Source organism: Hoylesella shahii (genome assembly GCF_937990675.1).
Taxonomy (GTDB): Bacteria; Bacteroidota; Bacteroidia; order Bacteroidales; family Bacteroidaceae; genus Prevotella; species Prevotella shahii.
Window position 1 is genome coordinate 32593 of record NZ_CALKQY010000014.1, and the last position, 12041, is coordinate 44633.

10 protein-coding genes are annotated in these 12041 nt (G+C 46.0%); 7 read left to right on the forward strand and 3 right to left on the reverse strand.

Annotation, left to right across the window (positions count from 1 at the left end; translation table 11 throughout):
* Positions 1-81 precede the first annotated feature (81 nt).
* A complete protein-coding gene (locus QME03_RS01790; protein ID WP_273116701.1) occupies positions 82-663 on the reverse strand; it encodes a DUF4738 domain-containing protein in 582 nt (193 codons plus the stop codon).
* A gap of 100 nt (positions 664-763) precedes the next feature.
* Between QME03_RS01790 and QME03_RS01795 the strand changes: the two genes are divergently transcribed.
* Entirely contained in the window at positions 764-1441 is a 678-nt protein-coding gene (locus tag QME03_RS01795; protein WP_273146632.1) for a DUF4230 domain-containing protein, read from the forward strand.
* On the forward strand, positions 1434-2072 hold the full coding sequence (locus QME03_RS01800) for a DUF4230 domain-containing protein (RefSeq protein WP_281723284.1): 639 nt from the start codon (positions 1434-1436) through the stop codon (positions 2070-2072). The genes QME03_RS01795 and QME03_RS01800 overlap by 8 nt, the downstream gene beginning before the upstream one ends.
* Before the next feature lie 182 nt (positions 2073-2254).
* Here the strand turns inward: QME03_RS01800 and QME03_RS01805 are convergent, their stop codons facing one another.
* On the reverse strand, positions 2255-3220 hold the full coding sequence (locus QME03_RS01805) for an endonuclease/exonuclease/phosphatase family protein (RefSeq protein ID WP_281723285.1): 966 nt from the start codon (positions 3218-3220) through the stop codon (positions 2255-2257).
* Positions 3217-4140 (reverse strand): DMT family transporter, encoded by a 924-nt coding sequence (locus QME03_RS01810; RefSeq protein WP_281723286.1) that lies wholly within the window; start codon positions 4138-4140, stop codon positions 3217-3219. Before QME03_RS01810 ends, QME03_RS01805 begins: the two co-directional genes overlap by 4 nt.
* Positions 4141-4721: 581 nt before the next feature.
* Between QME03_RS01810 and lon the strand changes: the two genes are divergently transcribed.
* The 5 genes from lon to QME03_RS01835 all read left to right on the forward strand — a co-directional run bounded on the left by lon (position 4722) and on the right by QME03_RS01835 (position 11997).
* The gene (gene lon, locus QME03_RS01815) at positions 4722-7187 is read left to right on the forward strand and encodes an endopeptidase La (RefSeq protein WP_273261895.1); all 2466 of its coding nucleotides are present in this window, start codon (positions 4722-4724) and stop codon (positions 7185-7187) included.
* A 7-nt stretch (positions 7188-7194) separates the two neighbouring features.
* Positions 7195-8322, forward strand: a complete 1128-nt coding sequence (gene tgt / locus QME03_RS01820; protein ID WP_025815455.1) for a tRNA guanosine(34) transglycosylase Tgt — start codon at positions 7195-7197, stop codon at positions 8320-8322.
* A gap of 15 nt (positions 8323-8337) precedes the next feature.
* Positions 8338-9546 carry an LptF/LptG family permease gene (locus QME03_RS01825; protein WP_281723287.1) on the forward strand — a complete coding sequence of 403 codons (1209 nt, stop codon included), beginning with the start codon at positions 8338-8340 and terminating at the stop codon, positions 9544-9546.
* Between the two features lie 87 nt (positions 9547-9633).
* Positions 9634-10992 carry a DEAD/DEAH box helicase gene (locus tag QME03_RS01830; RefSeq protein WP_410521746.1) on the forward strand — a complete coding sequence of 453 codons (1359 nt, stop codon included), beginning with the start codon at positions 9634-9636 and terminating at the stop codon, positions 10990-10992.
* A gap of 90 nt (positions 10993-11082) precedes the next feature.
* Positions 11083-11997, forward strand: coding sequence for a glycosyltransferase family 2 protein (locus tag QME03_RS01835; RefSeq protein WP_281723288.1), 915 nt, complete (start codon positions 11083-11085; stop codon positions 11995-11997).
* The last annotated feature ends 44 nt before the right edge of the window (positions 11998-12041 follow it).

Consider the following 12041-nt stretch of genomic DNA (forward strand, 5'->3'; position numbering starts at 1 on the left):
TTGTAAATCAATAACTTACAAAACATATATAGCGAGATTACCAACTTTTTAGGGCACTTTTTATCCCGAACTGGCGTATTCTTATACGCCTTCCTCTTCTTCTGCAGTGTTGTTAGAGGTCATTTCGCTTTGCGTATCTAGCGTAGCATCCTTTTTGATGCTTACTTCTCCAAATCTAGAAATCTTAACAACCAGTGGCACATATTCGTCGCTCGATTTATCGGGTGACCCAACACTAGCTGCGAAGTAGAGATTGTTGCCATCGCACTTGTCGTAAACCACACCAAGCAAGGCGCCATCCTTGTAGCTAGCGTCTATTTGGTTAATGAAGTCGGCTTTTGAGAATGTACGATTGAAGAATACCGAGCCATCTTTGCGAAGTATTTTCACAGTGGCGCGGTTGTCGTAGTATTTTTGTTCGCCGTCGCTAACAATGGGCAGCGACTTGTCGGCTTTTAAGTCGGTGTCAACAGTATAGCTGTTGCCAATCCATTGCACTTTTCTACTCTCACTATGGTTGCCCATCATGCGTGTTTCTTTAGCTCGCACCACAATATGTTTGCGTGCGATAATGTCTGTTTTCTCTTTTTTCTCCCCACACGAGGTCAAGCAGATGGCCACGCTCATGGTAACGAGGCCTAGGATATGTTTTTTCATTTGCATGTAGTTTTTATCTGGCAAAGATAAGAATAAATAGCGTAAATAGCAAAATGATGTGCACATTATTTATTAACTTTGCACAGCACGTAAATCAATATGAGGAATGTATAGAAGTGTTTTAATGGTATTGGCTTTGGCTTTTATGCTTTTGGCTTGTTCGGATAAGAAAATCCAACCAGCTAATGAAGCTATCGACACAGTGCCTGTGATGGTTACTCAGCTTAAGAAATGTTCTCGACTCTACACCACTGAGATACGAGTTCATAAGATTATTACCCACAATGATGAGAAAAGCATTAAGGGTTCGTTTCTTGGAAACAAGTTTAATATCAACTTGCCGCTTAGCAAACGGCAGGTGGCCATACCTATGGAAGCCACGTTGAAGGCTTATGTTGACTTTGGGAGTTTTACCAAAGATAATGTTAAGCGTAAGGGTGACCGTATCGAAATTACACTTCCCGACCCGCAAATAGAACTTACTGGCACGCGTATTGATAATAAAGGTATTAAGCGATACGTAGACTTTGCGCGTTCTAACTTTACTGATGCCGAATTGGCTTCTTACGAAAGGCAGGGACGCGAGTCGATTGTGAAGTCTATACCGCACTTGAAGGTGATGGAACAGGCACGACACAATGCGGCCAATGTTATCATTCCGATGGTGGTGCAGATGGGATTTAAGGAAGAGAATATTACCGTTAAGTTCCGCAACGACTTTGGTTACGGCGACATTGTGCGTCTTTTGTTGGGCAATACAGAAAGGAGAAATGACAATGAGTAAGTTTAGCAAACTGGTTTCGCTTATTCCTTTCCGCGTTTGGCTATACGCGGTTTTAGCGTTTGTGGTGTTTATAGTGATTATGGTGTTTATTTCTCGCTGCGAAAATTCTAATGAGATGAGCATTGTTAGCAACGATAAAATCGACCTAACGCCCAATCAGATACAGCAAATAGAGGCTATTGGTGAGTGGGAGTTTTTGGCCATCGAGAACGAAGAGTTGGTAGACACTGTTAAATATGGCTTCTTTGGCGACGACAAACTAGTGCGTATCTATTATGGTACGTTGCGTTTGGGTGTTAATATGCACGAGGCCGGTCCGCGTTGGCTGTCGATGCAAGGCGATACACTTTGTGCAACGCTTCCTCCCGTTAAACTTCTCGATGCTAATTTTATTGATGAGGCTCGCACGCAGTCGTTTTTCTCTTCGGGTTCGTGGAGTGATGCCGACCGCGAACTTCTTTATCAAAAGGCCAATGCTATGATGCGCAAACGCTGTCTTACGCCTGCTAATATTGCTCTGGCCGAAAATAATGCGCGCTTGCAGTTTGGTAGTTTGCTGCGTTCAATGGGGTTTGATAAGACGAAAGTGGTATTCGACAATGCCAAATCAGTTGCGCAAAAAGAGGGATAATAAAAAAATAGTTGGGCTAGAAGCGCCTTGTAGTGCGACTACAAGGTGCTTGTAGTGTGGTTACAAACTACTTTGTACGCTTGTAAGTGTAATTAATCGCTACAAAAGCGTGCTATGGGTCAGGCTTACAGTTGTTTGTTTTTGTTTATTGCACAAGGGTGTTGTGTGGTTTCCCGCTATTATTATGGTTTGCTTTCAGCAAAGGGTAAGTTGAAAGTAACCACTAAAGGCAGGTGGTCGCTAAATCCACCAAGGTATTTTGGTCCCTGATAGGTTCGCCACGGGCGTTTGCCACCGTATTTCTCTTCGTCCTCCATTAGGAAAGGAGCATCGAAAATGCGACAAGATACACCCTTTTTACATAATTGTTCGCTCACAAAAACATGGTCTAGGCTGCCCCATTCGCCTTGGTATCTATATGTGCCTTTGGCGCCGTTGCAGCCTTTAGCATTGGCCGAAACGTCTGTTAAGGCTTTTTGAGTTAGCAATTGTAGTGCCGGCGTATTGCCATAGTCGTTAAAATCGCCAGTAACGATGATGTTGGCGGTTACATCTTCTCGTCTTATTGAGTCGATAGCATTGCACAATCGTTGTGCCACAGCCACACGATAAGGCCTTGTATTGGCTTCTCCGCCGGCCCTACTAGGTGCGTGAATAACAAAGATGTGCAGCGTGTCGCCCACTGGTCTAACCCCTTTAGCATAGAGAATGTCGCGTGTGGGGCGCATACCAGTTGGCGGATTTATGCGCATGGTGTGGCTTTTAATCAATGCAAAGGTAAAAGGCGAGTAGAGTAGGGCTACGTCGATGCCACGAAGGTCGGGCGATTGTGTCATTACATATTCGTAACGAGCGGTGCGAAGCAGCGAACGACGTGTTAGATCGCGCAGCACACTGTCGTTTTCCACCTCGCACAGTGCCACCACATCGGGCAGTTTCCATTGCTGTCCCTCCCCTCCGCAGGCCACAATCTCTTGCCCAATGCGATTAAGTTTCTTCCAATATCTTGAGGGTGTCCAGTGTCTATATGCATCGGGCAGAAATTCTTGGTCGTTTTTAAGGCTGTCGTGTCGGCAGTCGAAGAGGTTTTCACAATTTAATTGAACCAGCGTAAACACCGAAACGAGCAATGTGCCGAGGCTTATCATGCGCTTTTAGATTTGCCACTGAGAAACAAGCCCAATAAGATAAAAGCCGTGCCTACGATGAAGTAGGGGGTTATAGTTTCGTGAAGCACCAGCCAAGCAAACACAATTGTGGTGATGGGGTTAACGTAGATGTAGTTGGTTGCACGCATTGCGCCTAGCTTTCCCATAACCCAGGTCCATGTAAGGAAGCAAATCATCGAACCCAAAACGCCTAGAAAGAGCAGATGGCCGATAACATCAAGGTGGGTTAAAGCCTCTAATGGTGGCATCTGTGGCACGATGATGTAATAAGGGAGCATGGTAAGCAGTCCGTAGAAAAACACTTTTCGGGTGATAAAAATGCTGTCGTAGCGTTCGTTCATGCGCTTCATGATGATGGAATAAAAGGCCCAAGCCAGACAAGCACTAAGCGCAAGGAAGTCGCCCAATGGCGAAAGATGCAATACAAATTTGCCATTAAGCACCACGGCGGCCATACCAACGAACGAGAAAAGCGTACCCAGCACTTGCCAAGCACTCAAACGAGTGCCACGAACCAGCAAACGCATGAGTACCATGGTGAAAAGTGGACACGAACAAACAATGAGCGACACGTTGGTGGCTGTAGAAAAACGCAACGCTTCGTTTTGCATGAGGAAGAAAGCCGAACCACCGGTAATGCCCAGCAGTATCATGCAGGCTTCGTCGGCCATGTTTGCGCATAGCAATTTGCGGTTTCCGCCCTTGGTAAGTCCAAGCAGCGAGAGGGTTAGCATCAGCACATAGGCGATGAGAAAGCGCAAAGTAAAGATGTGCGCAGGCGAAAGACCAGCGTAAATCAGTAACTTGGTGGAGATAAATGTAGAACCCCAGATGGCCACTGTTACGAAGGCCACAACGTGATAGATAAATGTCCCGTTGTTAGTTGTATGTTTAAGCATTCGTGGTTGTTGTTAATAGTTGACAGCAAAGGTAGGTTTTTATTACAAAACAGCCAAAATAATTTGCTTTTTTTTGAGGTCGTGGATTAAAAATGATGGAATGTTAGTTGACTATTGAATAACAGCATCGGTTATTAGGCTTGTAAATAGCTAAATAGATGAGGTAAATACTCGTAGGTGATAATCTAAAAGACAAGTTGAGGTGTGCGAATTTAAGGTTGTAAGACCGATGTTTGTGAGGTTAAAATTTTACACAAAGCAGAACGCTTGATAATCTTAGATCAACAGTTGTTCGCTATACGTAGCGGCAATGTCGATGGGTGAAGTTTGTAAGCGGAGTTATTCACTAGCCAAAAAATCACTGTTTCGCCAACTTTTGCTCAATGCCGATGAGCTAATTTGTCAACACGTCCACCCATATAGCCATTGTCTCGGCAATCAATCTTTGTACTCGCTAATTAATAGTCTGCTCACCCCTGTGTCAATCTACATCCATTAAGGTTAACTAATTTGTTGCACTTGCCCTAATCTCGCGATTTATTCGTAACTTTGTAGCCTTATTAAAGAGCAAAGAATAATAAATGGACAGAAGAAACAATACTTCAATACAAATGATTGCCGACTATGAGGGCGACATCAACACGCTTTTCGATACGCCCACTCCCGATGTGGTACCCATTTTGGCCACTCGTAATCTTGTATTGTTCCCTGGTGTGGTGACGCCGATACTTGTGGGGAGGTCTGCAAGCGTAAGTCTTGTTAACAAGTTGAGGAAAAACCCAGAGCAGATCTTTGCCGTGTTCTGCCAGAAAAACGCTGATGTGGAAGACCCAGGGAAGAAAGATCTCTATCCCTTAGGCGTGTATGCCAAGTTGGTTAGGGTGCTCGAGATGTCGGGACCTGGCAACAATATCACCGCCATTGTGCAGGGATTGGGACGTTGCCAACTAGAAGACGTGGTGAAACGCAAACCTTATCTCGTGGCGCAAACGTCTAAACGCCCTGAAGTGTTCGCCGATGAAGACAGCAGCGAATACCATACGGCAATGGAAGATTTGCGAAACCAAACCGTGGAGTTTATCAAAGCCAACGAAGAAATGCCCGACGAGGCGCAGTTTGCTATAGCTAACATACACCACGATGTAATTGCAACCAACTTTATCTGCTCGAATATGCCCTTTGATGTGGACGACAAGATAACCATGCTCGAGGCTGATAACTCGCTTGAACGGGTGTATACGGCACTAAAAACGCTGTATAAGGAGATGCAGTTGCTGCAAATAAAACAGTCGATTCGCACGAAAACGCGTGAAGATATCGATGAACAGCAACGTGAATACTTCTTGCAACAGCAGATAAAAAATATCAAGGAAGAATTAGGAAACGGCGAAGGCTCGCCCGAACATCGCGAACTTGAAGAGAAAGCTAAGGCTAAAAAGTGGAGCGAAGAGGTGAGTAAGATTTTCTATAAAGAACTGGATAAACTGGATACACTAAACCCACAGAGTCCAGATTACAGCATTCAACTGTCGTACTTGCAAACGATGGTGGGATTGCCGTGGAACGAATACACCAAAGACGACTTAAGTATTAAGCGTGCTCAAAAGGTTTTAGACCACGACCATTATGGAATGGAGAAGGTGAAAGACCGTATATTGGAGCATTTGGCTGTGTTGCAGCTTAGTGGCGACCTTAAATCGCCCATCATTTGCTTGTACGGACCTCCTGGAGTGGGTAAAACCAGTCTTGGAAAGAGCATCGCCACGGCCATGAATCGCAAATATGTGCGTATGTCGTTGGGCGGATTGCACGACGAATCCGAGATACGCGGACATCGCCGCACTTATGTTGGCGCCATGCCTGGCCGTATTATCAAGAACATTCAGAAAGCAGGCTCGTCTAATCCCGTGTTTATTCTCGACGAGATAGACAAGGTTACGCAGAATACTTTGCACGGCGACCCCTCGTCGGCATTGCTAGAAGTGCTCGACCCAGAGCAGAATAACGCCTTCCACGATAACTATCTCGATGTTGATTTCGACCTCTCGCGCGTGCTCTTTATCGCCACCGCCAACGACCTCAACACCATTCCGCGCCCCTTGCTCGACCGTATGGAGCTGATAGAAGTGAGTGGATATATCACCGAAGAGAAGATTGAAATTGCTAAACGCCACCTGGTGCCGCGCGAATTGCAAAACACGGGCTTGGCAAAAAGTGTCACCGAGAAACCCACTTTCAATAAGGCGGCACTAGAAAAAGTTATCGAGCAGTACACCCGTGAAAGCGGTGTGCGACAGCTAGAGAAACAAATAGACAAGGCTTTGCGTAAGATGGCCTACCTGAAGGCGCTAAATGGCGAACTGCCTTTCACCAAAATATCTCCCGCCGAGATAGAAGAATTGCTGGGAAAACCACCTTATTATCGCGACATATATCAAGGTAACGACTATGCAGGCGTGGTAACAGGCTTGGCCTGGACAAGTGTTGGCGGTGAAATTTTGTTCATCGAAACCTCGTTGAGCAAGGGTCGTGGTGCCAAACTAACGCTAACCGGTAACCTTGGTGAAGTGATGAAAGAGTCGGCTGTGATTGCTTTGGAGTACGTTAAAGCCCATGTAGACAAGTTGGGTGTTGACTATCGCCTCTTCGACCAGTGGAATATCCATATCCATGTGCCCGAAGGAGCAACGCCAAAAGACGGTCCGTCGGCTGGTATAACCATAGCCACATCTATCGCTTCGGCCCTAACCCAACGAAAAGTGCGCAAGAATACGGCTATGACTGGAGAAATTACGCTGCGTGGAAAGGTGCTCCCCGTGGGTGGAATAAAAGAAAAGATACTTGCAGCTAAGCGTGCGGGCATCACCGATATAATGATGTGCAAGGCCAACAAGAAAGATATTGAGGAAATTCCAGAGAAATATCTCACCGGCGTTAAGTTCCATTTCGTAGAGAATGTGCAAGACGTGTGGGACTTTGCACTGACAAATGAGGTGGTGGACAACGCTATTAAGTTTGATATTGAAGAAGAGAAGAAAAAGGATTGACAGATAAATGAAATTTGAATTGCAACATACGGACTCGGCGTCGGACGCAAGAACGGGCATCATTACCACCGACCACGGGCAGATAAAAACGCCCGTGTTCATGCCTGTTGGTACCTGCGGCACAGTGAAAGGTGTGCATTTCAGCGAACTAAGGCAGCAGGTGAAGGCGCAAATCATCTTGGGTAACACCTATCACTTGTATCTTAGACCTGGGCTAGACGTGCTGAAAAATGCTGGCGGACTGCATAAGTTCAATACCTGGGATAAGCCAATACTAACCGATTCGGGTGGCTTTCAAGTGTTCTCGCTCACTGGTATCCGCCGATTAACCGAGAACGGATGCGAGTTTCGTTCGCATATCGATGGCAGCAAGCACATCTTTACGCCAGAAAGCGTGATGGACACCGAACGAATTATTGGTGCCGACATCATGATGGCCTTCGACGAGTGCCCTCCTGGCAATAGTGATTACGCCTATGCAAAGAAAAGTTTGGGCCTAACACAACGTTGGTTGGACCGTTGTTTTAAGCGTTTTAACGAAACTGAGCCGCTGTATGGCTATCAACAAAGCCTCTTTCCTATTGTGCAAGGTTGCACTTTTAAAGACCTTCGCCAAGAGGCAGCCAAGCATGTGGCCGATAAAGGTGCCGATGGTAATGCCATTGGTGGGCTTGCAGTGGGAGAACCCACCGAGGTGATGTACGAAATGATTGAGGTGGTGAACGAAATTCTGCCTAAAGACAAACCTCGTTACCTGATGGGAGTGGGCACACCGCAGAATATTCTTGAAGGAATAGAAAGGGGAGTGGATATGTTCGACTGTGTTATGCCAACCCGCAACGGGCGTAATGCCATGCTCTTTACCTACCAAGGCACGATGAACATGCGCAATAAAAAGTGGGAAAACGATTTCTCGCCCATTGATCCTGATGGCTGCGAGATAGACCGCATACACTCTAAAGCTTACTTGCACCACCTTTTTAAGGCGCAAGAGCTGCTGGCTATGCAAATAGCAAGCATACATAACTTGGCTTTTTACCTGCGACTAACGGCCGATGCGCGCCATCATATCGAACAAGGCGACTTCGTGCAATGGAAAGCTAGTGTTATAGACAACCTTAATAGACGCGTGTAAATACGGCAGAAAGAAATGAAACGAATGCAACTAAAACGCTTTTTTAAACTGTTAAAGCTGCGATTTATGCACCAAAAATGGGTGGAATGGCTCGTGACTACTCTGCGTTTTCTACGTGTGTTGTTGCCCACTCGCTATCTTAAGATACTGGATTGGTACATCATACGCAAGTTTATTGGCACATATGTGTTTTCGATTTTGCTTATCATCTCTATTGCTATTGTGTTCGACGTGAACGAGAACTTGGCCAAGTTCACCCAGTTTCATGCACCACTCAAGGCAATAGTGTTTGATTACTACGCCAATTTCGTACCTTATTTTGCCAACTTGTTCAGTCCGCTGTTTGTATTCATTTCTGTTATCTTCTTTACTTCTAAGCTAGCGGGCACGTCCGAGATTATTTCGATGCTAGCAGCAGGCGTCTCTTTCAATCGCTTGATGCGGCCTTATATGGTGTCGTGCTTGCTCATTTCGGCGCTGTCGTTTTATCTTAGTGGCTATGTGATACCACATGGCACGGTGATTAAGCAGAATTTTGAGTCGATGTACAAGAACAGCAAGAAAAACACATCGGCTCAAAACGTGCAATTGCAAGTGGACAGAGGGGTGATTGCCTACATTCAACACTACGATGACAAGACAAAACGCGGCTACGGATTTTCGTTAGATAAGTTTGAAAACAAGAAATTGGTGAGCCATATGACGGCTTCCGAAATTCAATACGACACTATTAGCGATTCGAAATATCATTGGCAAGTGTCTAATTGGCGCATTCGTGAGATGAAAGCCTTACGCGAGAAAATTACTTATGGCAGCAAACTTGATACGCTTATCATGATGGAACCAGCCGACTTGGTGTTTTCTAAGGGACAGCAAGAGACGTTTACCAATCCCGAACTCTCTGCCTACATCTCCAAACAGATAGGAAGAGGAAGCAGCAACGTGGTGCAATACGAGGTGGAATATCACAAACGCATAGCTGCATCGTTTGCTTCGTTCATCCTAACCACAATCGGGCTGTCGTTATCCTCGCGCAAACGCAAAGGCGGTATGGGTCTTTATCTTGGTATAGGCTTAGCGCTGAGCTTTGGTTACATTCTCTTACAAACCGTTTCGGCAACCTTTGCCGTGAATGCCGACACGCCTCCCATGCTTGCAGCATGGATTCCCAACCTGATATTTGCCGTTGTGGCCTATTTCTGTTATCGCAGTGCGCCCAACTAAAGTAGGTTAACACCACACATTATATAATATATAGCTCAAGGCGAAAAGATTATTATACTAAATATATAGGCACAAAAAAAGAAAAATATGTGCCCCTACAACATGACATTTGAAGAATTAGACTTAAACGACAATGTACTCGATGCACTGTACGACATGCGTTTCGAGACTTGCACTCCCATTCAGGAACACTGTATACCCCAAATCCTTAAAGGAAACGACATTTTGGGCGTGGCTCAAACAGGTACTGGCAAAACTGCTGCCTACTTGTTGCCCATCATGTCGATGCTAGACGATGGCGGTTTCCCACACGATGCCATCAATTGCATCATCATGTCGCCCACAAGAGAGTTGGCTCAGCAAATCGATCAGGCCATGCAGGGCTTTGGTTATTATCTAGACAGCGTGAGCAGTTTACCTATTTACGGCGGTAACGACGGCAACCGCTACGACCAAGAGATTAAATCGCTGCGCCTAGGGGCTGATATCATCATCGCAACGCCTGGCCGTTTCATCTCACATCTTCAGCTTGGCAATGTTGATTTAAGTAAAGTGTCGTTCTTTGTGCTCGACGAAGCCGACCGAATGCTCGATATGGGCTTCTCTGAAGACATTATGACTATTGCCAAACAGCTGCCACCAACCTGCCAAACCATCATGTTCTCGGCAACCATGCCACCTAAAATAGAGCAGTTGGCCAAGACTTTGCTGAAAAATCCCGTTGAAATTAAGCTCGCAGTGAGCAAGCCAGCCGAGAAAATAGCACAGAAAGCCTACCTTTGTTACGAGCCTCAGAAACTTAAAGTGCTTGAAGACATCTTTAAGGCAGGCAATCTTAACCGCGTAATTATCTTCTCTGGCAAGAAACAAAAGGTGAAGGAAATTAACCGCGCCTTGGTGCGGATGAAGATAAACAGCGACGAAATGCACTCGGACCTTTCGCAAGAGGAACGCGACCAGGTAATGTTCAAGTTCAAGAGTGGCGCAACCGACGTGCTCGTTGCAACCGACATCCTATCGCGGGGCATCGATATCGACGATATCACGATGGTGATTAATTACGATGTTCCGCACGATGTGGAAGACTATGTGCACCGTATTGGGCGAACTGCGCGTGCCGAACGCGATGGTGTGGCCTACACTCTGATTAGCGATCAAGACGTTTATTACTTCCAACAGATTGAACGTTTCTTGGAAAAAGAAATTGAAAAATTGCCCTTACCCGAAGGCATTGGCGAAGGTCCTGAATATAAACCGGCCTCTAGAGCACCGCAAAAGGGTGGAGCAAGAGGTGCCCACAGCGGTAAAAAACGATATGCTAAGACGTACTCTAACAACCACCGTAACGCCAAACCCAACCACAATCAGGGCAATGGGGCTAGAAACAATCGCTCGCGAGGCAACAACAACCGCCGTAAAAACAATAAACCGGCCAACAACGCATAGGTTGGAGTGTTGTGAAAGTGGGTTTTGCATGGCTTTAAGCAGCTAGCCTTCTTTCACAATATACACTAAACAAAAAAGGCTTGCACGAAAATGAAAACCCAACTGTCTGTTCTCATTCCCACATACAACTATGTTTGTTTGACACTCGTGCGCGAACTGCACAAACAGGCTATGGCCATTGAGGGCTTGCAGTTTGAAATTGTGGTGGCCGAAGATGGAAGCGATGAGGCTGAAACCATTGAACGAAATGCCGAAATAATGGCCTTGAGTCATTGTAGACACATCGTTAACACAGAAAATGTGGGTCGTGCGGTAATTCGTAATCGCCTAGCAGCACAGGCCAACATGCCTTGGCTGCTCTTCGTTGACAGCGATATGCGCGTGGTGAAGCCCAATTTTGTGGAGCGATATTTACAACTGCCCAACGAGTGTACGGTGGTTTATGGCGGAAACACCACGTATGGCGGTGCATGGACCGACGAACGACTGCTAAGAGTGCGCTACGAGCAGGCGGCCGAACGACAGTTCACCGCTCAGCAACGTGCAAAACAGCCGCATCACCACATCACCACGTCAAACCTTTTGGTACATAAAGCGGTGATGCAGACCGTCCCTTTCGATAATCGCTTTATTACTTACGGTTACGAAGACGTGTTTTGGGGTATGTCGTTGGCACAAAAAGGCATTCAAGTGGCACATATCGACAACCCCGTGGGCTTTAATTATTACGACAACAACGTGGCATTCGTGGCCAAAACCATTGAGGCACTCTACACGCTCTATGCTTTTAGCACAGAACTGGCAGATATCTCGCCCATCATTAGGCTCGAACGGCGCTTGCATCGCTGGCATCTGGATGGCCTTGTATGCAAAATGCTCAATAGAATGATGCCTATGCTGCATCGCAATATCGTGGGGGGTAAACCCTCGCTCGTGGCCTTTAAGCTGTTTAAGCTGTGCACCTATCTGCGAATAGCGCAGACAAAAGGCCAAAATAATACCTAATTGGTATAACTGGAAACAACGTAAGGATTGGCAAAACATATGTG

What these genes read in the sequence shown, in the direction of transcription:
- QME03_RS01800 (WP_281723284.1), top strand. Translation starts at nt 1,434, where the DNA reads ATGAGTAAGTTTAGCAAACTGGTTTCGCTTATTCCTTTCCGCGTTTGG.
- QME03_RS01825 (WP_281723287.1), top strand. Translation starts at nt 8,338, where the DNA reads ATGAAACGAATGCAACTAAAACGCTTTTTTAAACTGTTAAAGCTGCGA.
- lon (WP_273261895.1), top strand. Translation starts at nt 4,722, where the DNA reads ATGGACAGAAGAAACAATACTTCAATACAAATGATTGCCGACTATGAG.
- QME03_RS01835 (WP_281723288.1), top strand. Translation starts at nt 11,083, where the DNA reads ATGAAAACCCAACTGTCTGTTCTCATTCCCACATACAACTATGTTTGT.
- QME03_RS01790 (WP_273116701.1), bottom strand. Translation starts at nt 663, where the DNA reads ATGCAAATGAAAAAACATATCCTAGGCCTCGTTACCATGAGCGTGGCC.
- QME03_RS01805 (WP_281723285.1), bottom strand. Translation starts at nt 3,220, where the DNA reads ATGATAAGCCTCGGCACATTGCTCGTTTCGGTGTTTACGCTGGTTCAA.
- QME03_RS01830 (WP_410521746.1), top strand. Translation starts at nt 9,634, where the DNA reads ATGTGCCCCTACAACATGACATTTGAAGAATTAGACTTAAACGACAAT.
- QME03_RS01810 (WP_281723286.1), bottom strand. Translation starts at nt 4,140, where the DNA reads ATGCTTAAACATACAACTAACAACGGGACATTTATCTATCACGTTGTG.
- tgt (WP_025815455.1), top strand. Translation starts at nt 7,195, where the DNA reads ATGAAATTTGAATTGCAACATACGGACTCGGCGTCGGACGCAAGAACG.
- QME03_RS01795 (WP_273146632.1), top strand. Translation starts at nt 764, where the DNA reads ATGTATAGAAGTGTTTTAATGGTATTGGCTTTGGCTTTTATGCTTTTG.